Below are 24,807 nucleotides of genomic sequence, written 5' to 3'. Positions count from 1 at the left end.
GGCGCTCAACGTGCGCCGGGACGAAAGGTTGGTCTAAGCGTCGTGAAGGCAATCATGGCTGCCCTGTTTCGCGTAGGTACATTTGCCCTCACGGTTGGAGCAGGAACTGTCGTTGGGCTCCTCGCGATACCGGTCACCACAAGAGTGGTCGGCGCTGACGCGTGGGCCGTCCAGGTTCTTGTGCAGACTCTCGCAACGCTCTTCGGTGTGATTGTCGCCTTCGGCTGGGGAACCATCGGTCCGGGCTTGGTAGCTTCCCTGGGCCGCAAGGATCGGCCGCAGCTCTTCCTGGACTCGCTGATCACGCGGGCCTACCTGTTCTTACTGACAGCTCCGGCCATGATGATTGTTTTGGCTGTCCTCAGGCCGCGTGAAGTGCTGTTTGTTTGTGTCGCTTCGGCTGCCTACCTCATGCCGTTCGTCGGGGCTTCCTGGTACTTTGTCGGCGAGGGCAGGCCAATGAGGTTATTCCTTTTTGATGCGCTCCCGCAGTTGCTCGGTACTGTGTTGGGCGTGGGGATCTTGGTCATGACCCACGATCTGACCTCATTGGTTGCCACGCAACTCGTCTTCAACCTCTGCGCGGTAGTCATCAGTGCAATGGTCATATTTCGCGGGGGCGCCGGCCATCTTGTCGCTATCTTCTCCTTGCGGAATTCGGTCCGCCAGTTGGCTCAGCAACGACATGGTGTCATAACAGCCGCCACGGGTAGTTTTTACGTCAACTTGCCAATGCTGGTCGTCAATATGCTGATTCCCGCACAGTTGGCGAGCTACGCAATAACCGATCGTCTCTTCCGCTTCGCAGTCACAGCGTTCTCCCCTGTTCTTCAATTCGTGCAGGGTTGGATTCCGGACGGAGGTCCTGAAGCCGTAGGCCATAGAATCAGGCGGGCTTCACAGCTTGCCCCGATGATGGGGCTTTTGGGCGGCGCTCTTCTCGCTGCGGCGGGCCCCTGGGCCGCCCAGCTTCTTGTTCCGGGACAAAACAACTTTGGCTTTAACCTAAGCACCCCTGTGGGTGTTAGTTTTGCCGCCGTCGCCGTTTCACAAGTCATCGGACTCGCCTGTTTGGTCCCCATTGGCAAGGCCAGGGAGCTCGCGAGCTCCACAATAGTTGGAGCTCTTTTTGGCGTCCCGTTGATACTCCTTGGCGCTGTCAACTTTGGTGTGACAGGTGTCGTTTGGGGCATGGCTTTATCAGAAGTGGCGGTGGCCGCATTCCAAATACGCGTGCTAAGGCGTCACCTGAGATCCACCGGCTAGGCACCTCTGTCTGCGGCAGATGAGTCCCGACGGGACCGCCTGGGTCCCGCTACGGCATCGGCAGGTGCTCGTGACCGGCGATGTCACCCGGAAAGCTGCGGGGCAGCTCGCTGGCCAGACAGCGACTTTGCACGCTGCCCGCCAACGGGTCTCTCGCGACGACTGCGACCCTTTCCATCACCTGCAGATATTGCGCCAGAACCGGTTGGTTTCCGGCTGAGCGGTCTTCTTGACCACGGTCTAAAGCCGGTCTTTCGCAGCAGCGGTGTGCGGTCACCAGCGCACGCAACTACAAGAACGCGCATCCTGTTGCACAGTACGGCCAGACCGGCGGCACGAGCATCATCAAAGCAGGCCATTTACAACGGACCGCCAAAGCCCTTCCATGGCTTCTGTGAAAATTTCAGCAACCGCACGAACATCCATGCGCCCTCACCGCACAGATTTGCGCCTACCGCTCCAAAAGTCTGTTGCAGCTTATGTTTACCTTGTCCGCAAACCATCCCCGCGGTGCAATCTGGATGCCGGAGGCGACTAACCCCGGATCTTTTAGGCAGGCTTCCTGTCCAGCCCTGACTCCCTCGCTCCAGACCGGACCCTCAGACCGTGAGACGACAGTTGGGAAGAAAAAGACAAGCTGTAACACTAAAAAACATCCGAGCACGGCCGACCACGCCGCGCGCGAGAAGGATAGGAGAACTGCGGCGGCCAAGGGCAATAGGGCCAGGAGGAACATCGAAGGAACAGTGCTGTAGCGGGACAGGAAAAACCCACCCCACTCAGCGTCAGTAAATGACGCGTAGTCAAAAAATGGCTGAGGGTTCACAACTTGAGTAGCAGCCCAGGTACCTATTGATGCCGCGACCATAATAGTTGCCAGAATACGATGTGATGATTTTCCCTTCCACATGATGAAAGTGAAAACAAGGAAAAAAGGCACGGCAGCAAAGACTACAGGCAAGGGTCCATATGAGCGAACCAAGTTCGAAATGTTGAAGGAACTGCCATACAGCAACGCGCTACTGCTATTCAGAAACCACCCTTCAATGACTGACTGCACGTTAACCGGATAGCCTGAGGACGGAGATCGCGGGAAAGCAATTGTGGTAGCAACCTGACAAACTATGCCGGTAATCAAGCCTCCTCTCGCAAACCACTTCGATTTGTCACGAAGGCCATAAAAAAATAGCGGTAAGAACATGACAGACAGTATCTCCGTAAGGGAGACAAGAAGAGATACCACGAAGAGCAGTATTCCTTCCGTTCTACTCCTTGCAGCCTTCAGCAGCAGCCACGGCGTAAGCCATAGAAGATACCAGTGGACATTAGCAAAGTTTGCCAGCGTCTCCAACGGCCCTGGTGCAACCAGGATCGTCAGGGAAGCCCAACAGAGTCTGACTAGCAAACTGTCCGAAAACGGCTTCGACAAGTAAAAAACCAGCAAAGCTACTAAAGATACAACGAGGCAACTGGCGAAGTTCATGGCCAGTCCGAAATTACCAACGGCGAAAAGGCTAACAACCAGGTTAGCGCCAAGGCGAGGAATAACGTGAAGATATCCTTCATAGGGCGAGAAAATTCCGGCCCACCCAGTGCCATTTAGGGCGTCATTTAGGAAAATCCCACCATCTTCAGCCCAAATGGTTCGTTGCGCGTCCCAAGGCAGTCTGGCAAATGCAACCGATGCACCCAGAAGGACAATACCCCCATTCAACATCCATCGCGCGAATCCGCGCCAGCGATGGGAAGTTCCCGGGTCACCTTCCATCTCGCCTGTCTGTCCACGCAGTGAAGTTTCTACCAATTTCTGCGGCCCCCTCTCTCAATTCAAAATTAGAACACCATTCGCGTGTGTCCCGGTTGGAACCGCGGTACGTAAGCCCGGTCTGCTGCCGGCAGGAGAATGCGTTGAGCATGCGACGACGTGAAGGGTTGTCGCAGAGAGACCTGTTAATGACCACTCAGTCACGTGCAAGTCGACGCCCTATTCAGATGATGCCGGGCACAGGTCAAGCTTGTAGAGCTTCGCTTGGCCCTGCGAGTCTTCCAGTGTTGCCCTTCCCGCAGATATCAGCGCGTCCAAACCTTTGTAGCCGTTGTCCCTTCCGTGTACCTCACGGTGTCCGAAGTCCAGAATGTACTCGATGTTCAGCTTTTTCACTGTTGGGCAGACTGAAGGGTCGTCTTTCGCAGGAACAGGTCCGTTTAGAAGCGCGGCGGTCCCATCGGGTACCGCGCTGAGGATGTGGAGCTGGATCAGTTTCCGGTCTGCCAAGGCATATGCCAAGGAACTCCCGTTGTACGGGTTCCCCATCATGACGGCGTCTGCCGGTACCTCACCGGGAAGACGGTCGATCAGCTCTAACTCGGACTTGGAAACCAGGGGTGAGTCGTCGGACAGCCGGTAGGAGCCCGCCATGGAATCCTGGGCCTGGCGAACATTTTGGCGCTGCGTGACAAAACCAAGCGCCACCAGGGCAACCAAGCCGGAGGCGACCAGATAGGTTACCGGCTTTACCAGGCCTGCTCCTGCAGCGGAGCCACCACCTGCTGATCTCCTGTGGCTCAAGAAGGCTTGACCCGTCCTCCCAGCCTTGAGGATGAGTTCCCAAATGACAACCGCGCCGCGACATGCGAAGGGAAGCGTCACCATAGGCAACAGCGCGGCAAGCCTTGGCGGATCGTTGTACCAGATGCCTGTCCAAAAGCTTCGGAATTCATCAGCGGGGAAGGAGCTGACCACGATGAACAGAAACGCCACCACCGCATACGTGCCCAACAGCCACACGTGCCGGACAGACCTGACCGTCACGTAGAGTCCTACTACGGTCAACAGCAGCACCGCCCAGGCGACGGGCCTGCCGATCGCCGAGCTGGCGATGACTTCGCCGATTGCCTGGCCCGTGCTTTCCACCGGTGGCCAAAAGGCAGCCTCGGCCGGCGGCCGGACAGCATTCCACAGAATGCGGACTATGACGACGGCGGCCGCGGCTGCCGCCGTAAAAGCGACGATAGCCAGCACTCGCCTCCGCCCTAGGGTGGACGAGAGGGTTCGCACCGCAAGGCAGGCGTAGACGTAGGCGACGGGAGGCGCCACCATGGCAATCCATGCCATGGCTGCGCTCGGGTGGGCCAGGGCGAGGCCCGGAAGCACGGCAAGCAAAACCAGCGCCGCGATGATCCTGGAGTTTGCTGGTACCTGGGACAGGCCGAGCATTTCCAGCGTGATGGCCACGACGAGTGGCAGGAGCGCAACGGCGAGGAAATTCGGGTACAAAACCCCGAAGTCAAGCAAGCTAATGGGGAAGGCGCCGAAAGCCGCCGACAGAACACCCGCCGACAGGAGCACCGCAGGGCGGCTTCCCCAGATCGTTTGAGCAAGGAAGAGGCAGCCGAGGGGCCAGACGAGGGCTGCCACGACAATGTTTATGACGTTTACGGATTCCGGAATCCCACCTCCCCCTGCGGTTACCACGAGCGAAACAAGATCGTGCCAAGCGGCGGGATAAGATGTAGCCCCAGTCATTGCATTCAGCGTCAACGACGACCCGGAACCGGTATCGAGAATGTAGCGGATGGCGTTTAAATGGAAGACGTTGTCGAAGGTTTGGGAAAACGCCTCCGGCTGGCCTATGGCCTGAATGAGCCGTCGGGAAATCAACACCGCAGCCAGGACCACTGCCAAGAGAGAAGCACCCACGCTCCCCCACGCCCACGCGCTCCGCGACCTGTTGGGCGGCAGTGGTGCGCGCTTCCTCGAAACCACAATTGCGGCAGCAAAGGCGAGTCCGGTTACCACTACCGCTGTAACCAAGACGGGCAGTAGCGACCATCGAACTCCCACAAACGGAGCGGCGATCGCGGAAACAGCCACTATCGAAACGCTGATCCCCGGGGCAACAGCAAATACTCGAAGCCCGCGAAGCCGCGCTGCGAACGCCACAGCCAGGCCTGGAATGAAGAGCAGGGCCACCGCGAGGACAAATTGTGGTACTGCATCAAACCAAGACAAAAGTCCTCCATACGGCTATCGGAGCGCAGACGCGGTGGGCGGGCCCGCGGCTGCCTCCTGAAAACATCTCGGACGTCTCAGGCAGACATCCGCGAAAGGAAAGTTTTTATGGCTAGTTACGCAACAAGCCGACGGCGTCGTGGATCGGGCCGTCGAAAATCAGTTCACCATGCTTGAGGAGAACACCGCGCTTGCAGATCCTTGAGACAAGGTCCAAGTCGTGGCTCACCACCACCAGCGTTTTGCCGTCCCGCGCCAGATCCTGGATTTTGTCGATGCATTTACGCTGGAAAGGCTCATCACCGACAGCGAGGATCTCGTCGATCAAGAAGACCTCGGGGTCTGTATGCACAGCCACCGAAAAGGCCAGCCTTAGATACATCCCCGAGGAGTAGAACTTGACCTCGGTGTCTATGAACTGGCCGATCTCGGAAAACTCGACGATGTCGTCAAATCTGTCCTTGATCTGTTGCTCAGTCATTCCCAGGATGGCGCCATTGAGGAAGACATTGTCCCGGCCGGAAAGGTCGGGGTGGAAACCGGCGCCGACTTCGATGAGTCCGGCGACCCGGCCCCTCGTCTTTACCGATCCAGTGTCGGGGAGCATGACTCCCGAAATGTGCTTGAGCAGGGTGGACTTGCCGGAACCGTTCAAGCCCAGGAGCGCCACGGTTTCCCCGGCCTCAATGTCCACGGAGACGTTTTTCAGGGCGTGGAACTTTTCGGACAGATCTCCCTTGCGCCCCTTTATAAGCCAGACGACTGCTTCTTTGATGGACCTTGTGTGGCGCAGGACAAACTGCTTGCTGATATCGGAAACTTCAATTGCCTTGACCACTTAGAGCTCCTGCGCGAAACGGCCCTCAAGGCGCCGGAAGGTGAACTGGCCCAGGAGGAGGATGGCCAGGGCCACACCCAGCCCAACAAAGAGCCAAAGACTGAAGAGGTTCGGGGGCATGACCGCGGATCCGTCCGTGGTGGGGAACCAGAACGCATAGTGGAAAAGTTCCACCCCGATCGTGATCGGGTTCGCTTGGTAAACGGCGAACCAACCTGCGCCGAGCTTTTCCTGGACCATCGACCATGCATACATGACCGGGGAAGCCCAAGTGGCGATCATCAGGAGCATGTCCACCAGGTTCTCAGAGTCACGGAAGTAGACGTTGGCAGCCCCGAACAGGAGACCCAGCCCGGTAGCCAGCAGAGCCACGATGACGAAACCCGCAACGGCAGCCAGCAGCTGAATGAGGTTGGGATGCCAGCCAGCCAGGGCACACCCAATGACCAGCACCACCAACTGCGGGAAGAAGTGCACTGCCGATACCCAGACGGAGGCAACGGGAAAGAGCTCGCGAGGAAGATAGATCTTCTTGATGAGGTTTCCGTTATTCACGATGGACCTTGCCGCGTTGCCCAGCGCCTCGGTAAAGAAATTGATCAGGACGATGCCCGAAAACAGGTAGACCGCATAGTTGGCCAGCCCTTCGGGGTTCCGCGCGCTTCGCTCGAGGCCGAGGAAAACGCCCAAGGCCACATAAAAGACGATGAACTGCACTCCTGGCTTCACATACGACCAGAGAAGGCCCAGCACGGAGCCCCGGTAACGCACCTTGAGCTCTTTCCGGACCAGCAGCTTAAGTAGGAAGCCAGACTGCTTAATGTCGCGCAGTCCACCTCCAAGTCCGGGAGTGGTTAGCTCACCGGAGGCGATTGCGCTCACTTGATCTCGTTCTGGGTGTGTTGCTCGAACGTCTTCCTCCAGGATTCCATGGAAGTCAGATCCGAAACGGCGGCCTTGTACTTCTTGCTAAGAGCGGGCCAATCCTTGAGCAGGGCCGAGTGGAGCTTGGCGCTTTCGGCCAGCATCGTCCTCAGCCGCTTGGGATCACGCCGGTACCAGGAGGCTCCTGTGCCTTCAGCGTTGGAGACCACAGCACTGTCGTACTGCGCCATCCTCCACCACCGGTTGTCCTGGTGTGCAACCGTCGTCTGCGGCCGTTCTGCGCTGGTGCCCTTGACCGGACTCGCCAACTGCCTGACAACAGTCTTGGCCGCCCAAGGCAGCAGCGTCAGCTTCCGCGGTTGCGAGGGCCCGTGGCCGCGGCGTGGGGGCTTATCCATCTTAGCCGCCGGGAAGTCATCAGGGTCGGGCCGGAAAACGGCGTCAGAGTGGGCGGACATCATTTCGCGGATCTCCGGCAACTTGGCTGACAGCAGCCCTGGCAGGGCGTCCGGTCCCCTCAACACATCTTCCAATGCCCACTGCCGGCCCTGCGCCGTAGCGTACTGCATCGAGACCAGATGCTTGACGTCGGCGTATTGCGACTCCTTGATGACCCTGCCACCGAACTCGTAAGGGCTGTGCAGAAGCGCTGCCACTACCCTGTTCCGGGCGTGGAAGTAGGCCTGCCAGCCAACAAGGTCGTCCTTGTCGATCCAGGAAACATGCCAGACAGCTGACCCGGGAAGCGACACCGTCGGATAGCCGGCCGCCTTGGCCCGCAACCCGTACTCGGAATCGTCCCACTTGATGAATAACGGGAGCGAGAGCCCGATTTCGCGAATTACCTGGGTGGGGATGAGGCACATCCACCAGCCGTTGTAATCAACGTCGCAACGGCGGTGCAGCCAGGGGGTCTGGCGCAGGTTGGACGAAAGGAAGTCATGGCCCAGGATCATGTCCTCGCTGGGGAGCGAGGGCTGGAACCTGTAGGGATTAACCACCTCGCCGAAGGTATGCAGGACGGTGCGGTTGTAAAGGTCGAACATGTGCCCGCCCACCAGGGTCGGAGTCTTGCACCGGTCCGCAAAGGTCAGCAGGCGGACAATGCTCTCGGGTTCAACAACCACGTCGTCGTCCATCAACAGGGCATAATCGCTGCCGTTCTCAACGGCCTCAAACATGCCCCGGGCGAATCCGCCCGAACCACCCAGGTTGGACTGGTTGATGATACGGAGCTTGCCCTTCAGGGACCGCTTGACGTCTTCGAAGCCCTCAGCATCGGAAAGTTTCTGTGTACCCTGATCGACAATCAGGATCTCCTGCACATGGGCAAGGGCATCTTCACTGTCGGCAAGGAGCCGGAGGTTGTTCAGGCAGAAGTCCGTTTTGTTCAGGGTGGTGATCTGAAGGGTGACGGACCCAGGCGCGTTGTCAACCGCGGGCCCCTGCCACTCGGCATCGACCATGACCAGCGGCTCTGTACCGGCGAGCAGGTCAAACCAGTACCAACCGCCATCACCAAAGGGCGCGAGGGAAAGATCAAACGTGCTTTCCGTGGTGCCCTCAACCCTCCGGGTGTCCACCCGCTGCAGGGACCCGCGCGCGTTCGACTTGTACACGATGACGGAGCCGGTCCCTTGGGTCCGCACTTGCAGCCGGACTTTGTCCACTGTGGTCCACCGCCGCCAGTAACTGGCCGGAAAAGCGTTGAAGTAGGTACCGAAGGACACCCGTTCGCCCGAGCGGACAGAGGTTGAATGCCGTGAAAGAAAGTCCTCCACGTGCGCTTCCTTGGTGGGGCTGCTGATGGTCCGGGCCCTGGTCGCCTTACCATCCCGGTCCCCCGCAGTGGGCAGTTGGATACCCGTAGCGGTCCCCATGTCCATATACAGGGGAACCGTGTCCATCTGGCTGGCGCTGGGCAGGATCACGCGCTGAAGCGTCTGCCACGCCCGCCGCTTCTCGCGAGCATCAGTTTTCACGGAGTTCTTCGTCCTGTTGTCGGTTGGGACGCTCATGCGTCGACTCCCCCGCTTTCAAGCTGGGCGCCGCTTTCAAAGTGCGGCCGGATCTTGTTGTCGAACATGCTGAGCGCCGCACCGATAGCCATGTGCATGTCCAGGTACTTGTACGTGCCCAGCCGGCCACCGAACAAAACGTCTTTTTCGGCCGCTGCCAGGTCCCGGTACTTCAGGAGGCGCTCCCGGTCAGCGGAAGTGTTGACCGGGTAGTAGGGCTCGTCACCCTTCTCCGCGAAACGTGAGAACTCGCGCATGATGACCGTCCTCTCGGTCTGGTAGTCGCGCTCAGGGTGGAAGTGGCGGGGTTCGATAATGCGGGTGTAAGGAACGTCGGCGTCGTTATAATTCACAACGGAGGTGCCCTGGAAGTCACCCATCTCCAGGACTTCTTCCTCGAAGTCAATGGTGCGCCAGGACAGGTCACCCTCGGCGTAGTCGAAGTAGCGGTCAACCGGGCCGGTGTAGATGACGGGGATGTTTCCCACGACCTTGTTCTTGCTGTACTCGTGGGACTCGTCGAAGAAGTCGGTGTTGAGCCGAACCTCAATGTTGGGGTGCTCGGCCATCTTTTCGATCCACGCCGTGTAGCCGTTGGTCGGCAGGCCCTCGTACTTGTCGTTGAAGTACCGGTTGTCGTAGTTGTAGCGCACCGGCAGACGGGAAATGATGCCCGCCGGCAGGTCCTTGGGATCCGTCTGCCACTGCTTGCCCGTGTAGTGCTTGATGAACGCTTCGTACAACGGACGGCCAATGAGCTGGATGCCCTTGTCGTTCAGGTTTTGCGGGTCCGTCCCCGCCAGTTCGCCGGCCTGCTCCTGGATAAGGTCCCTGGCCTCACCGGGGCTGAGGTTGGCCCGGAAGAACTGGTTGATGGTAGCCAGGTTGATCGGCAGCGAGTAAACCTCGCCCTTGTGGACCCCATAGACCTTGTGCACGTAGTCCGTGAAGGTAGTGAACCGGTTGACGTACTCCCACACCCGCTCGTTTGAAGTGTGGAAAAGGTGGGCGCCGTACCGGTGGATTTCAATCCCCGTCTGCTCTTCCTTTTCGCTGTACGCGTTTCCGCCGATGTGATGGCGGCGGTCGATGACAACGACCTTCAGGCCGAGCTCAGTGGCGGCCTGTTCTGCGATTGTCAGGCCAAAAAAGCCGGACCCTACGATGACGAGGTCAGCGGTCACAAAATCTCCTGGTTCGAATGCGGGCAGCGCAATGATGCGCATTGTCTGCTGCTCTAGCCTACCCGAGGGACTGCAGGGCCCGTCGAATCAGCCCGCCCGCTGTGAGCCGGCGCACAGGATGGCGTCAGGCGGGGCGCAGCTCCCCTTTGTCCTCGACGTAGGCCTCGCCTGTACCGGGGCAAATCCACTGCCCGCCCTCCTGCCGGAGCGGCTCGCCTGCCTTACCGACCCAGCCGATACGCCGCGCGGGCACCCCGGCAACAAGCGCAAAGTCCGGCACGTCCTTGGTGACGACGGCGCCTGCCGCCACCGTGGCCCACGCACCGATAATCACGGGTGCTATGCAGACGGCCCGCGCCCCGATGGCAGCCCCTTGCCGGATGGTGACACCCACTTTGTCCCAGTCATCCTCCGTCTTGAGGACGCCCTGCGGAGTGACAGCCCGGGGAAAGACATCGTTGGTCAGCACCACCGCGGGGCCAATGAAGACGCCTGCCTCAAGGACTGCAGGCTCGTATACCAGCGCGTAATTCTGGACCTTGCAGTTCTCCCCCAGGATCACTCCAGGCCCTATATAGGCACCCCGGCCGATGACGCAGTTCTCCCCCAAGCGTGCTTCCTCCCTGATCTGCGCTAGTTGCCACACCTTGCTGCCTGCCCCGATGCGGGCTCCGGCATCAACGTCCGCGCTGTCAGCGATCGTGGTCAAGACGGCTCCTTCGCAACTGTCGGACCGACTTGGCCAAGTCCGGGGTGTAGCGATCCTAACCGCGCTGCCCCCTTCCACGAAGCCCAGAAACCGCACTTTTATCCACATAGCTCCTGAACCGCCTGACCCGTGGTGCATGCCATGGCTAGCGTGTATGCATCTACACGAAGGATCCCAACCATGACACTTAACTGCACACTGGTTGGCGGCCCAGGGTCACCGAAGGTCCAGCCACCTGTGGAACTGTCCATCGATGCCCCTCCTGGCACTTCCGGTTCGGTGATTCACCACCAACTGGTACAGAACTTCGGTGCGGGCGAGGTCACCGTGGACGGAGTGGATCTGCGCTCCCTGGTCCTCGGCGTTCCGCCGCTGGTGGAGGCGGCAATCTTTGTCGACGGCGGCGCCACGCCCCTTAGGCGAAGGCCTAAGCTCCAGCACGGCGACTGTTCTGCCGTTCCGCTGGCCCTCGCCGTCGACAGCGGAGCGGCAGCGGGCACAGTCGTGCCGCTACGGCGTGGCAGCTACAGCATTGGCCGCAGCGGAACACGCATCGTCATTCAGGATCCCGAACTCTCCCGCGAACACGCCCGTGTAGTCGTCACTGACACGGACATCATGCTGGTTGACCTGGACAGTGCCAACGGTACGTACGTTAACGGGGAGCGAATCCGAAGCACCGTCATCTCCACGGACTCCAGCATCAGGTGCGGGCAGTCGGACTTGTCGCTGGTTTTTGCAGAACTGCCCCCGGGGATCCTCGCAGATGCCGGAAGGTCGGTGGTGGAACCCCTCGTGGTCTCCGGCCGGGTCGAGGCCGGAAACCGCGTTGCGCTTCTGGTGACCGCGGTTCTCCCACTCGCCATCGGGGTGCTGCTGGCACTTCTGACGGGGATGTGGATGTTCCTTGCCTTTTCCCTGGTTTCCGCGTTCTCAATCCTGATCCCCGCACTCACTGGAAGGCGGCAGAGGCGGGAACTCTTCGCCGCTGTGCAGGCCGCCGTCGAGGAAGACAGGAAGCGCCGACGGCGGGCCGCACCTCCCCTGCCGCTCGTGGCGTTGGCAGCAGCACGGGAAAGAGAGGCGCCGAGTGATGGTTCTGCTCTCGATGGCATTTGGCTGCGGCTGGGGCAGGCAGAACAGGCACCGAATATTCGTATTGAACCAACGGGCGCCGAACAGGCAATTCCAGCCCTCGGAGTGGTCCCCCTCCTGCTTGACCCCCAGCACCGGCTCACCACAGTACGGGGCCCGCGGTTTTCAGCAGACGGTGTCATCCGGTCCCTTCTCATGCAACTGGCGGGCTATCCCAGCGCGGCTGCCGCCCACGTCGTCGTCCATGGCAGCCCAGGAAACCTTCCGCTGCCCGCACGGTACCTTCCCGGCGTCACCCTCACGGCAACAATCAATGCCACTTTGAGGGTCGTGAACAGCGCTCATCCCCCAGGCTGCAATTTCGGTGTTTTGTTGATTCGGGGGGAGCCCGAGGCCGTTGAGGCTGAACATCGGGTGTCTGAAGCAGCACTTCAGCGGGGATGGCAGGTTCTTCATTTCTTTCCGGACGAAGAGGAAGGGCCTGTACGCGATGTCCTTCTGTCCGAACGCAACTCAGTCCTGCTGCTGGACGGCCGCAAGACTGCCTTCGTCCCGGACCTGGTGCCGGAAGAAGTGTTTACCAGTTTCTGCAGGCGCCTGGCGACCGAACACTTCGAGGGCGGGGCTCAGGACAAGGCTGTTCCGTCTGACTGCAGCCTCGACCAGGTCCTGGACCTTACGCCAGCGGCAATCGCTCAGCGGTGGAACTCCAGCGGGCAGTGTGACGGACTCGCCGCGCCACTGGGCCTTGGCGCATCGGGAATCAAACTCATCGATCTTCACAGCGACGGACCCCACCTCCTGGTGGCAGGCACCACAGGATCAGGAAAGTCCGAACTGCTCCGAAGCCTCACGCTTGCCCTCGCCCTGAGCCACCCGCCGGAGCGGGTCAACTTCTTTTTCATCGATTTCAAGGGCGGTTCAGGACTTGGCCCGCTAAGCAGCCTCGTGCATTGCGTCGGCCTGCAGACAGACCTTTCGCCTGCCGAAATGGATCGAACACTGGCGTCACTCCGCGCCGAAGTCCGGCTCCGTGAGAACTGCCTTTCGGCGGCCCGCGTCCCTGACATCTCCGCCTATGCCTCTGCACCTGCCGCCCGGGACTTAGTCCTCCCCCACCTCGTCATCGTCATTGACGAGTTTAGGATGCTGGTTGACGACGCCCCGGAAGTACTCCGCGAGCTGCTGCGGATAGCGTCTATCGGGCGATCGCTGGGCATCCACTTGGTGATGGCAACGCAAAGGCCGCAGGGCGCACTAACAGCAGATATCCGCGCAAACGTCACCTCCAACATTGCCCTTCGCGTGCAGTCAGACATGGAGTCGGTAGATATCGTCAACTCCAAAGACGCCGCGGCCATCAGTATCGGCACGCCTGGCCGCGCCTTCCTGGCCCGTGGAGCGGAGGCAGCCGAGGAGTTCCAGGGAGCCTCCTTGGCGGTAACTTCCGAGATCGTACATCCCGCTGCCGTTGAAGTCCGCCGGACCATTGACTACCTCGCCTCCCCGGAGACCGACTCCGGCAGCAGCAAATCGTCCACGCCAACCCCCGCACAGGCAGTGGAACCATTGGCAGCCATGGTGCGGGACTTGTGCGCTGCGCAGTGGAAACCGCCACCGAGAAGGCCTGTTGCTCCTCCCTTGCCGGAGCAACTGGAAGACCCCGCTCCCGGAGACACGGCATCGGATCCGGAAACCGCTGAACGCGCCGGCATCCAACCCTTGAGCCCGAACGGCGAGATTGGGCTGGGCTTGATGGATGTCCCTGAAAAACAAGAGGTAGAAGCCCTGGTTTGGAGCCCCTCCCATGGCCACGCAGCCTTTATTGGCAGTCCTGCCTCCGGCGCCGGGGAAGGCCTGGAACTAGCCGTCCGCAAACTGATTTCCGGGCCGGCCGAAACCCACTTCTATCTGCTGGATGCCCCCGGAACTTTCATGTCCCTGGCGGGAGCAGCCAGGACGGGGGCACATGCAGGGCTGCATGACCTGCGGCGGGGAGTACGAATCCTGGAGCGGCTTGTCGGGGAACTTGGGCAGCGGTCGAGCAATGGAGCCGCGGGCCAGGTACGACTTGTCCTCGTCATCGCGGGTTGGGGATCCTGGGTTTCGGCGTTCCGGTCGGGACCCTTAGCTTGGGCGGAGGACCTGGTTCACGACCTCGTCCGTGACGGAGACAGGGCAGGAATCACGCTGCTGCTGTCCGGCGAGCGCGAGCTGGTGACGGCGAGGTTCTTTGGCTCCCTTCCCAACCGCTTCTACTTTCCGGCAGGTTCCACCGAGGAAAGCCGGGCCATGTGGCCGAGGCTGCCTTCCATTCCTGCCGTCCGCGGCCGGGCGGCAGCCTTCGGCCCTGTCTCTGGCGGCGGCCCCACGGTATGCCAGTTTTACCGAGCCCCTGTCCCTGCCCGGGCTGGCAGCTGCAGCCCCAATTACCGGCCTGCCAGCTCACCGCCCTTCCGCGTGGAACCCCTTCCGTCGACAGTCACGGTCAGGCAGGTGGCAGCGATGGCGGGGCCTGCGGAAGTTGCTCCCCCATCGGAGCAGCCGTTGCCAGGCCGGGAACTGCGTGACGGCGGGCACCAGTCCGGGAGACGGGCGACGATCCAGCCGGCAGGACTGTGCGGGCGGCAGCGCGACATTTTCCTGGGAGTGGCCGGGGACGAACCTGCTCCGATGTCCTTTCAGCTACCCGCAGCCTCCGTGATGGCGATACTTGGCAGCCACGGAAGCGGCAAGACCAACACCCTGCACGCACTGGAGGCGCTCAACCCAGGGCAGTCCTGGTACCCGTGCCCTGGATCGCCGGAAGATGCAGAGGGTTTTTGGGCTGAGCTGCTGGTGCAGACCACGGCAGGGAAAGTGCCCCGGGGGACAATTTTCCTCGTTGACGACGTGGACCTGCTCCCCCCGCCTGCGGTAAGGGACCTGGCCCAAGTAAACGCCCTGGGCTTTCCTGCCGCGGTTACCGCCGCTTTCAGTCCACTGCTTCTCCAGCGCGTTCCGTTGATGATGAATGCCAGGGCATCGGGCGTCGGACTTCTACTCTGCCCGCGTTCAGCAGCCGACGGCGACCTGTTCGGGAGCCGGTTCGAGCTGGAGTCCAATCCCCCACCCGGCCGCGGCATCCTGGTCCGGGATGGCCGCTCCTTCCCCATTCAGGTGGCCTTGGCGGAAGCAGGAGGGTGAGTTTCACTGCACCCCTTGAGGCGAAGCGCAGAAAGGCCCCGGCAGCGGGTCAGAGGGCGGGGGGCGCACTGCCTGTGCGGGAGGCATGGCTTATCACCTTGCTGGAGAAGAGGAGAACGATTGCGATGACCGCCGGGACCACCATTGCGAGCCCTGCCAGGACCAGGCCGCTGGTCACGGCAGGTACCCCGACGGTCAGTACAAAGAGTTGGGCCACCAGGGCAGCCGCCCTGGTCCACCGGTATCCGCGGTAGAGAAAGACGGCCACGGCAAACAGCCAGGCGGAAAAGGCCAGCAGGAGTCCCAACGTGAAGACGGCGCCCCAGAACGACAGGACAGGGCTCCCGGCCAGGAGCTCGTAGGCGTACCACCCGGCCGCCGCCAGGAGGGCGCACGCTTCGGCCGCTGCCACAAGCGCCACCACCTTTGCCGCCGCAGGCACGGCAGCCGGGCGGTCGGCACCTCCGCCTGCGTCACCGGGAGAAGACGGGGTACCTGCTGGGTTCACCGGGGGTCTTGACACACTGGCACCCTACCGGACATAGTCGGACACTGGTGAGGGCGCAAGCTGCCACTGTGACGCATCGCTCAGGTTTCGGGGGATTTCGGGCGTTGGAACCCCTTGTTTACACAGCGTTAACATGACAGGCTTGATGCAGATGACCAAGGGGGCCCAAAGGGCCCTTTTCCTTTGTAGCCACTAGTGAATAATTTCACAAAGGCATTTCCCAGAAATGGAGCAATTGATCAGCATGGATTGGCGTAATCGCGCAGCGTGCCTCGACAAGGACCCGGAACTGTTCTTCCCCGTCGGGAATACAGGACCGGCTCTCCTCCAGATCGAGGAAGCCAAGAGCGTCTGCCGGCGGTGCCCCGTCGTGGACACATGCCTGCAGTGGGCCCTTGAGTCCGGCCAGGACGCCGGTGTATGGGGCGGGATGAGCGAAGACGAGCGCCGCGCACTGAAACGGCGCGCTGCACGCGCACGCCGCGCCTCGTAGCGCACCGGGCAAGGCACGACCCACTCGAGCTGTAAACAGAGAGAAGCCCCGGGACAATCCAGTCTGGATTAGCCGGGGCTTCTCTCTGTTTCCTCTGTAACTGCCGGCTCCTCGCCCACACGTGCTGGGCGGGAACGCTGCTACCTGCCTGCGAGGCTCAGCCGGATTTTAACTTCGGTGCCGCCGCCCTCGCGGCGTTGCCAGGTGATGGTGCCGCCCAGTTCACTGGTGACCAAAGTCCGCACGATCTGCAGTCCCAGCCCTTCAACGTGCGGGGTTTCGGGAAGTCCCACGCCGTCGTCGGCGATGGTAACCGTCAGCTCTTCGCCGTCTTCCCCTTCGGACCGGTCGGCAATAAGCCACACTGTTCCCGCCCTGCCCTCGAGGCCGTGCTCGACGGCGTTGGTCACCAGTTCGTTGATGACAAGGGCAAGCGGGGTGGCGAGATCGCTGGGAAGCTCGCCGAATGTGCCTGCCCGCTCGGTTCTGACCTGCTGTGAGGGGGACGCCACCTCAGCGGACAGCCGGAACTGGCGCCCGATCAGCTCGTCAAAATCAACACTCTGGGTAAGGCCCTGCGACAGAGTCTCATGGACCAGCGCGATGGTGGCAACACGGCGCATCGCCTGCTCCAGGCCCTGCTTTGCCTCGTCGCTGACCATGCGGCGGGACTGCATCCGCAGGAGCGCAGCCACCGTCTGGAGATTGTTCTTAACCCGGTGGTGGATTTCCCGGATGGTGGCGTCCTTGGTCACCAGCTCCAGCTCACGCCGGCGCAATTCCGAGACGTCGCGGCAGAGTACCAGCGCGCCGAACCTCTGCTGCTCGTCCCGGAGCGGGATGGCACGCAGGGAGAGGCTTACGCCCCGGGACTCGATTTCGCTGCGCCAGGGCATGCGTCCGGTGACCACCAGCGGCAGGGTTTCGTCGACCATCCGGCGGTCTTTCAGCAACCCCGCGGTCACCTCTGCCAGTGAACGGCCCTCCAGGGATTCGCCGTCACCCAGGCGCCGGAAGGCCGACACGCCGTTGGGGCTGGCGTACTGCACCACGCCGTCGGCATCCAGCCGGATCAGTCCGTCCCCCACGCGTGGAGCCCCCCGCCGGGAGCCGGTGGGCGAGGCAAAGTCCGGCCACAGTCCCAAGGTGCCCATCCGCAGGAGGTCGTAGGCGCACTGACGGTAGGTCAGTTCCAGCCGCGACGGCATCCGGGAGCTGGACAAATCCATGTGGGTAGTCACCACCGCAAGGGTCCTCCCGTTGCGGACCATGGGAACGGCCTCCACCCGCAGGGCCATCTCGCTGTTCCAGTTCGTCTCGCTGGAACGCTCGATGGTCCTGCTGTTCCAGGCCTTGTCAACCAGTGGCTGCAGATCGGACCGGATCCCCTCGCCCACAAAGTCGCTGTGGAACGCCGTGTGGGTGGTGGAGGGCCGCACATGTGCCAGGGCAATGTAGCCAAGCTCCGGGTGGGGGAACCACAGCGCCAGGTCGGCGAACGCCAGGTCCGCAACCATCTGCCAGTCCCCCACCAGGAGGTGCAGCCATTCGGCATCCCCCGGCCCGAAATCAGCGTGTTCCCTGATGGGGTCCGTAAAGATTGCCACTGCACCTCCATTTGCGACGCCGGCTTGCTAGCGTCGGACGATTGACCTCAAGAGCCTCAATGCTACCGACAGTGAGGCCATGTCGTCGGCCTCCAGGGCGTTCACCTCATCGAACATGCTCTTTGCCCGGCCCAGCTGCTCGGCATTCTGGGACTCCCAGTCCTTGAGCCGCGCGTCGGGTGACTCAGCGGAGGACGTGGCGTCCAGCACCGCCGTCGTCATATCCGACACCGTGGAATACAGATCATCGCGCAGGGCGGCACGCGCAAGAGCCTGCCACCGGTCCTGCCGGGGCAGGCTGCTGATCCGTTCCAGCAACGAATCGGCGTGGAAGCGGTTGAACACGGTGTAGTAAACGGCCGCGATCTCCTCGACGGGGTCTTTCCGTGAGCGCCCGATCTTGGCGATGTCCAGCAGCACGAAGCTCTCGAACAGCTCCGCCCAGCGCAGGGCGAGGTCTTCGGGAAGCTGCCACTCGCGGCCCTTCGCCAGCCACCCCGCCACCCGCTCGCGGTCATCGCCGCGCAGGTAGTCCAGCAGCCGGGCGCGCATCGGATCCATCAGCGGCTTGAACTCGGCCACCACGTCCGCAATGGGCCGCGAAACACTTTCCTGGCTGAGCAGCCAGCGGACTGCCCGGTCAAGGAGCCGCCGGATGTCCAGGTGGACAGCGCTCCAGTTCTCGGTGGGGAACGACGCGGGCAGGCTGTTCAGTTCCGCCACCATCGCATCGAGTTCGTACACCTCACGCAGCGCTACGAAAGCCTTGGCAACCGCCACTTCACTGGCCGAGGTTTCCTCCATGACCCGGAACGCGAAGGTGATGCCGCCGAGATTGATCATGTCGTTCGCCACCACGGTGGCGATGATCTCGCGGCGCAGCGGATGGGTGTCCAGCTCGGCGTCAAAGCGTTCGCGCAACTGGTGGGGGAAGTAGGCACGCAGCGTCCCGCGGAACCACGGGTCGTCCGCGAGGTCGCTGTCCCGCAGGGCCGTGGCCAGTTCGATCTTGGCGTAGGCGGCCAGGACCGACAGTTCCGGGGAAGTCAGCCCCTGCCCCTGCTGCAGCCGTTCCCGGAGGGTTTCGGTGCTGGGCAGCGCTTCGAGGTCCCTGTTCAGGTCGGCGCTCTTCTCCAGCCAGTCCATGAGCCGTTCGTAGCTGGGGCTCCACTCCGCGACCCGGGTGCGGTCATTGAGGAGCAGGATGTTCTGGTCGATGTTGTCTTCCAGGACCAGGCGGCCCACCTCATCGGTCATCGACGCGAGGAAGTCGGCGCGCTCGTTCGCGGGCAGCTTGCCGGCCGCGACCATCCGGTCCACGAAGATCTTGATGTTGACCTCGTGGTCGGAGCAGTCCACGCCCGCCGAGTTGTCAATGGCGTCCGTGTTGAGGATGACACCCTGCAGGGCTGCCTCGATGCGGCCGCGCTGGGTCATGCCGAGGTTTCCGCCTTCGCCCACCACCTTGACCCGCAGGTCCCGGCCGTTGACACGGATGGCGTCGTTGGCTTTGTCACCAACAGAGGCGTTGGACTCCGAACTGGCCTTGACATAGGTTCCAATTCCGCCGTTGTACAGCAGGTCGGCGGGTGCCAGCAGGATGGCACGCAGCAGTTCGGGCGGACTGACTTCCGTGGTGTCCGCGGGCAGGCCCAGCGCGGCCCGGACCTGCGCGGATACGGGAATGGACTTGGCCTGACGGGCGAAGACCCCGCCGCCTTCACTGATCAGGGATTTGTCGTAGTCGTCCCACGAGGATCTGGGCAGCTCGAACAGCCGCTTCCGCTCTGCAAACGAGGATTCCTCATCCGGGTTGGGATCCAGGAAAATGTGCCGGTGGTCGAAGGCGGCCAGCAGGCGGATGTGGCGGGACAGGAGCATTCCGTTGCCGAACACGTCGCCGGACATGTCCCCGACGCCCACCACGGTGAACGGCTCGGTCTGTGTATCCAGGTCGAGCTCGCTGAAGTGCCGCTTCACCGATTCCCAGGCGCCCCGTGCCGTGATGCCCATGGCCTTGTGGTCGTAGCCCACGGAACCGCCGGAGGCGAAGGCGTCGCCCAGCCAGAAACCGTACTCCGCGGACAGGCCGTTGGCGATGTCGGAGAAAGTAGCCGTGCCCTTGTCCGCCGCGACCACAAGGTAGGAGTCGTCGTCGTCATGCCTGACAACGTTCGACGGCGGCACAAGCCGCTCGCCGTCGCCCTCGGTCAGGAGGTTGTCAGTAAGGTCCAGCAGCCCCCGGATGAAGGTCTTGTAGCTTTCGACGCCTTCCGCCATCCAGGCCGCGCGGTCCGTCGAGGGATCCGGAAGCTGCTTGGCGAAGAAGCCGCCTTTTGCCCCCGTGGGGACGATCACGGCGTTCTTGACTGTCTGTGCCTTTACCAGGCCCAGGACTTCGGTCCGGAAATCCTCCCGGCGGTCGGACCAGCGGAGGCCGCCACGGGCCACCTTGCCGAACCGAAGGTGCACGCCTTCCACCCGGGGAGAATAAACCCAGATTTCGAACATGGGGCGCGGGAACGGCAGCCCTTCGATCTGCGCCGGATCCAGCTTGAAGCTGAGGTGGGGCCTGTCCTGGTAGAAGTTGGTGCGTAGGGTCGCCTCCATCAGGTTGACGAAAGTGCGCAGCACCCGGTCGGCGTCGAGCGTTGCCACCTTCTCGATGGAAGCTGCCAGTTCGTCCCGAACGGACGCCTGGGCCTCAGCACGGCTCTCATCGTCCAGAGCCGGATCAAAGCGGGCCGCGAAGAGTGCAGTCAGGCCCCTGGTCACGTCCGGATTGGTAAGGAGCGTGTCCGCCATGAAGCCGAAGGAACTGCTGTTGCCCATCTGGCGCATGTAGCGCGCATAGGCCCGCAAGACCGTGATCTGCCGCCAGTGCAGGCCTTCCCGCAGCACCAGCCGGTCAAAGCTGTCCGATTCCGCAGCACCGGTGACGGCCGCGCCAAAGGACTCTGCCAGCAGCCCGCCTGTTGACATGGGGTCCACTCCCGCCGGGTACTTCAGCCCGAGGTCGTACAGGAAGAAGTCCCGGTGGTCCGCTGTTTCAATTTCGAACGGGCGCTCGTCCAGGACCTCGAGTCCCAGGTTGTGGAAGTACGGCAGGATCTGGCTCAGGCTCTTGGGCTCCAGCATGTAAAGCTTGACCCGGGCATCCTCTTCAAGGGTGGCACCGGCCCCCTCGGGAAGGTATACGTGCACGCCGGGCCGGTCCTGCCGCGCGCCGGCGCTGCGTTCGGCCGCAGCCCCGTACTTCTCGAAGCGCGCAATGTCTTCAAGAGCGTCCTCTACTTCGTAGTCCACACGGTAGCTGGCAGGAAACGCCTCGGCCCAGATAGCGGCAAGTTCCTTGGCTTCTGCCGCGTCGCGGCCCTCGCGCAGAACTTCAGCGATGCCTTCACTCCATGACCGTGCCGCCCGGACCAGCCGCTTTTCCAGCTCGTCAGTGTTGACGTTGCTGACGTCGGCGTCCTTGGGCAGCCGGATGCGGAAGAACAACCGTGCGAGCGCTGATTCGGTCATCCGCGCTTCGTAGTCGATCGAGACTGCCTGGAACGTTTCCCGCAGTTCCTGTTCGATGCGGAGCCGGACGTTGGTGGTGTAGCGGTCACGGGGCAGGTACACAACGGCGGACATGAAGCGTCCGTAGATGTCCGGCCTCAGGAACAGCCGGGTGCGTCGCCGTTCCTGCAGCTTCTGGATTCCGAGCGCGGTGGCGGCAAGATCCGGGACTTCAATCTGGAACAGCTCGTCGCGGGGGTAGGTTTCCAGGATTCCGAGCAGGTCCTTGCCGGAGTGTGAGTCAGGCGGGAAGCCTGCGTTCTGCAGCACGGCGTCCACCTTCTCCCGGACGATGGGAATGTCGCGGACGGAACCGGCGTAGGCGCTGGTGGCGAAGAGTCCAATGAAGCGCCGTTCGCCGTTGACGTTGCCGGCGGCGTCGAAGCTTTTGATGCCGATGTAATCCAGGTAGGCAGAGCGGTGCACGGTGGAACGAGAGTTGGCCTTGGTGATGACGAGCGCGCGCTTTTCCCGTGCCTTTTTGCGGCCGGTGTCGGTGAGGTGCTGGATGTGCGGGGAGTCTGCGGCGGCGCGCAGCAGCCCCAGGCCGCTGTCTTCGCGCAATTCAAGGACGTCTTCACCGTCCACGTTGAGCAGGTCGTATTCACGGTAGCCAAGGAACGTGAAGTTCCCGTCGTCCAGCCACCGCAGCAGGTCTTTTGCCTGCCGCAGTTCGGCAATCTGCGCGGAGTTTGCCACGCGGTCCAGGCTTTCGGCGATCTCCAGGGCTTTCTGGCGCATCCTGGGCCAGTCCTCGACGGCGGCGCGGACGTCCTTCAGCACGCGCGTCAGGCCCTCGAGCAGGGACGTCTTCGTTTCATCCGAAACGCGCTGGATTTCGACCGCTATCCAGGACTCCATGTGCGAAGCGTTCTCACCCTGCGCGATCAGGTGGGAAAGGTTGGGCATCGCGGCAGTGTCCCCGCTGGAGATACCCAGGTGTGCCGGCACCCTATTGACCTTGACAAGCTCACCGCTTTCCCGGTTGCGGGTGGCCACGAAAAGAGGGTGGACCACAAGCTTGATGGCCGCGTGCTGCCGGACAAGTTCGGAGTTTACTGAGTCGACAAGGAACGGCATGTCATCGGTGACGATGAAAATAACGCTGCTGTCTTCTTCGTCGACAATCGAGATCCTGGCTTGTCCCGGTTGCCTGGCGGAAGCTGCACGGCGGTGCTCTTCGGCCCGGGCCTCCAGCACATCGCGGGGGTAGCTCCGCGCATCCTCCTCAGCCAGGTGCTGGTAGTAGTCCCCCATGAAACCCTCAAGGCCTTCAATGGAAAGGGGCTGGTCCTCCACACTGGATCCAGACGACATCGACAACGCCTCCATCAGAGATATTCGCCGCACCTTTGCAGCTCTTATGGCGAGCCTAGTCCTTCGCCCTCCGCCGTGGAGTGGAAGAAAATACAGATGATTTCCGCTTTTGCTGGGCGGGTGCACAAACCAGTTGGCGGACCGACCGCCGCAATGCCGACTCAGGCGCAGCCTCCAGCAGGAGGGCTCCAGACAGGAGCGCAGAATCGGCCGCTCCAGGATCGTGGGGCAGGAACGCCTTGAGTTCCCACGCCGGGCCATACCGTTCCCATGCCTCGCGCAGCTGGCGCTCGGGGTCCCTCCCCACCGACGAGGACCGGACTTTGTTCATCACGACAGTAGGTGATGCCTGGGGAACCGCACCCCCGAGCTCTGCGAGCGCACGCACCATCCGGGGCACGCCCACGGGATCGGCAGCCCCGATGGCATAGACGGTGTCCGCCAATTCCAGGGGACGCAGTGTGGCAGCGTTCCGTCGCGGCGCGATGGTGTCGAAGCTGATTTCCTCATCGGCTTCCAGGCAAAAGCCGGTGTCGACCACAACGACGTCGGCCATTTGCCGGGCCCGCTCAAGGACCAGCGCCAGGGCGGTGGCACGGAGTTCTGTCCATCGGTCGGCCCGGGTAATGCCCGTCAGCACCCGGAATTGTCCGGATGCTGTAGAGACGGTGGCTGCTACTTTCCGCAGTGCATCCACATCCAGCTGCCCCTGGTCCGCGAGCCGGCACGCCTGCGCAAGCCCCGCCGACTCATCGAGGAGACCCAGCACCGCCGCCACGCTCGCGCCGTACGTGTCGGCGTCGACCAGGAGGACATCCAGACCGTCGGCCGCCATCTCCCCGGCGATGTTCACCGCCACCGTGGTCCTTCCGGGTGACCCCGCTGGACCCCAGACGGCGATGAGCCTCCCAGCCCCATGCCCTTCCGCCTCCGGCTCCGGCTCGGCTGGATCTGTGGCGAGCGCAGCTCCGGTATCAGCTGCCGCGCTGAGGCTGGGCGGACGCACCGCGCCGGTAAGCTGGGCGACAGCGTCGGCAATTCTGTCGGAAAGCTCCGCAGAGGCAACGCCGGTCAACGCAGAGGCAACGCCGATTTTGCGGAGCCTCGCTGCCTCCTCTGCATTGTCGGTCAGTGCGATGATCGCAACCCCCACCGCTCCGAGGCGGTCCACCAGGGAAGCCGTCAACCCCTCACAGCCATCGGCCACCACTGCGGCCCGTGCAAGCCCGCTCTGACAGGCCGCCAGCAGTTCGGGAAGTTCAGCGCACCGCCGCACCACGGTGACCGGACCGTGCAGTCTTTCGAGACCGCCCACCAGGTCTTCACGGCTTTGGCCGACAGTGACGACGGGGATGTTCATCGGGCCCCGCCCGGATTCCACACCACGGAGATCTTCGCCTCGTTTGCCTGTGCGCCAAGCAAGGCAGGCATTTGCTTGTCCTCGACCAGGACCATCAGGACTGTGGTTTTCGATGATCCGAGGGCCGTGGACCCTGTGGTGACCTCTGCGATTTCAGCTCCGGGCAGGATGAGCTTCGGCTCGCTGTATCCATTCTTCGCGTCCGGCTGGGCCACCCAGACGTCCACGCGGGCGCCGGCGACTGCCTGCGACGGCAGAGTCTGCCCGATGCTGAGGGCAACGGGCTTCCGGTTCAACTGGTCCACCGCACCAAGGCTTGCCCTGGGAACAAGCTGGTCCTTGGCAATTCTCTGCATGGCGACCACATCCTGGGGCAAACCGGCCTCTACCGTGATGTAGTGCTGTTCCGTTTCGCCCAGCCGGACCTTTGCACGGACCACGTTCTCCGGCGTCAGCCGCTCACCGACAGCAATGCCGTCCCGTGCTGCATAGACCTCGGTGGTGCGGTCGGCACTGCCAACAAGGAAGATGACGCCCGCAACGGACACCAGGACCAGGAGAACGCCCACCAATAGCCGCGGGTCCTTCCACGAGGGGCGCTTCAGCCGCGCTGCTGTGGCACTTGACTCAGGAACCATACCGTTCTCCCCCTAGGTACACCGGACCTGCCCGCTCTGGCCGGACTCCTCATTGTTACTGCAAGGCCACGGGAACAAAAGTCAATTATGTAAATGCCGCCAAACTGTGGATAACAGCCACACTAGG

15 protein-coding genes are annotated in these 24,807 nt (G+C 62.2%); 3 read left to right on the top strand and 12 right to left on the bottom strand.

Annotated features, from left to right (window positions below):
- The first annotated feature begins 42 nt into the window (after positions 1–42).
- Positions 43–1,266, top strand: a complete 1,224-nt coding sequence (locus QF031_RS06550) for a lipopolysaccharide biosynthesis protein (protein WP_307425651.1) — start codon at positions 43–45, stop codon at positions 1,264–1,266.
- Between the two features lie 451 nt (positions 1,267–1,717).
- On the opposite strand, the gene QF031_RS06545 is transcribed toward QF031_RS06550, so the two are convergent.
- The 7 genes from QF031_RS06545 to QF031_RS06515 all read right to left on the bottom strand — a co-directional run bounded on the left by QF031_RS06545 (position 1,718) and on the right by QF031_RS06515 (position 10,912).
- Positions 1,718–3,034 (bottom strand): hypothetical protein, encoded by a 1,317-nt coding sequence (locus QF031_RS06545; protein WP_307425647.1) that lies wholly within the window; start codon positions 3,032–3,034, stop codon positions 1,718–1,720.
- A gap of 216 nt (positions 3,035–3,250) precedes the next feature.
- Entirely contained in the window at positions 3,251–5,278 is a 2,028-nt protein-coding gene (locus tag QF031_RS06540) for a DUF6541 family protein (protein ID WP_370874494.1), read from the bottom strand.
- A gap of 112 nt (positions 5,279–5,390) precedes the next feature.
- Positions 5,391–6,116 (bottom strand): ABC transporter ATP-binding protein, encoded by a 726-nt coding sequence (locus QF031_RS06535; RefSeq protein ID WP_307425644.1) that lies wholly within the window; start codon positions 6,114–6,116, stop codon positions 5,391–5,393.
- Positions 6,117–6,998, bottom strand: coding sequence for an ABC transporter permease (locus QF031_RS06530; protein WP_307425642.1), 882 nt, complete (start codon positions 6,996–6,998; stop codon positions 6,117–6,119).
- Entirely contained in the window at positions 6,995–9,019 is a 2,025-nt protein-coding gene (locus QF031_RS06525) for a glycosyltransferase (protein WP_307425639.1), read from the bottom strand. Before QF031_RS06525 ends, QF031_RS06530 begins: the two co-directional genes overlap by 4 nt.
- The gene (gene glf / locus QF031_RS06520; protein WP_307425637.1) at positions 9,016–10,203 is read right to left on the bottom strand and encodes a UDP-galactopyranose mutase; all 1,188 of its coding nucleotides are present in this window, start codon (positions 10,201–10,203) and stop codon (positions 9,016–9,018) included. Before glf ends, QF031_RS06525 begins: the two co-directional genes overlap by 4 nt.
- A 124-nt stretch (positions 10,204–10,327) precedes the next feature.
- Entirely contained in the window at positions 10,328–10,912 is a 585-nt protein-coding gene (locus tag QF031_RS06515) for an acyltransferase (protein ID WP_307425634.1), read from the bottom strand.
- Between the two features lie 180 nt (positions 10,913–11,092).
- On the opposite strand from QF031_RS06515, the gene QF031_RS06510 reads away from it, so the two are divergent.
- Positions 11,093–15,193, top strand: coding sequence for an FtsK/SpoIIIE domain-containing protein (locus tag QF031_RS06510; RefSeq protein WP_307425631.1), 4,101 nt, complete (start codon positions 11,093–11,095; stop codon positions 15,191–15,193).
- A gap of 49 nt (positions 15,194–15,242) precedes the next feature.
- Here QF031_RS06510 and QF031_RS06505 read toward each other — a convergent pair whose 3' ends face one another.
- A complete protein-coding gene (locus tag QF031_RS06505) occupies positions 15,243–15,716 on the bottom strand; it encodes a hypothetical protein (protein WP_307425628.1) in 474 nt (157 codons plus the stop codon).
- 229 nt (positions 15,717–15,945) lie between these two features.
- Between QF031_RS06505 and QF031_RS06500 the strand changes: the two genes are divergently transcribed.
- Positions 15,946–16,194 carry a WhiB family transcriptional regulator gene (locus QF031_RS06500; protein ID WP_003804966.1) on the top strand — a complete coding sequence of 83 codons (249 nt, stop codon included), beginning with the start codon at positions 15,946–15,948 and terminating at the stop codon, positions 16,192–16,194.
- Between the two features lie 140 nt (positions 16,195–16,334).
- Here QF031_RS06500 and QF031_RS06495 read toward each other — a convergent pair whose 3' ends face one another.
- From QF031_RS06495 to QF031_RS06480, 4 genes are read right to left on the bottom strand one after another with little or no spacing between them, the layout of a single operon-like run.
- Positions 16,335–17,801 carry a sensor histidine kinase gene (locus QF031_RS06495; protein ID WP_307425625.1) on the bottom strand — a complete coding sequence of 489 codons (1,467 nt, stop codon included), beginning with the start codon at positions 17,799–17,801 and terminating at the stop codon, positions 16,335–16,337.
- 27 nt (positions 17,802–17,828) lie between these two features.
- Positions 17,829–22,682 (bottom strand): NAD-glutamate dehydrogenase, encoded by a 4,854-nt coding sequence (locus QF031_RS06490; protein ID WP_307425621.1) that lies wholly within the window; start codon positions 22,680–22,682, stop codon positions 17,829–17,831.
- Positions 22,683–22,737: 55 nt separating this feature from the next.
- Positions 22,738–24,042 (bottom strand): AAA family ATPase, encoded by a 1,305-nt coding sequence (locus QF031_RS06485; RefSeq protein ID WP_307425618.1) that lies wholly within the window; start codon positions 24,040–24,042, stop codon positions 22,738–22,740.
- The gene (locus QF031_RS06480) at positions 24,039–24,680 is read right to left on the bottom strand and encodes a hypothetical protein (RefSeq protein WP_307425615.1); all 642 of its coding nucleotides are present in this window, start codon (positions 24,678–24,680) and stop codon (positions 24,039–24,041) included. The genes QF031_RS06485 and QF031_RS06480 overlap by 4 nt, the downstream gene beginning before the upstream one ends.
- Positions 24,681–24,807: the final 127 nt, after the last annotated feature.

The sequence above is a fragment of the Pseudarthrobacter defluvii genome, assembly GCF_030816725.1.
Lineage (GTDB): Bacteria > Actinomycetota > Actinomycetes > Actinomycetales > Micrococcaceae > Arthrobacter > Arthrobacter defluvii_A.
This window is presented reverse-complemented; position numbering and strand designations above follow the sequence as displayed.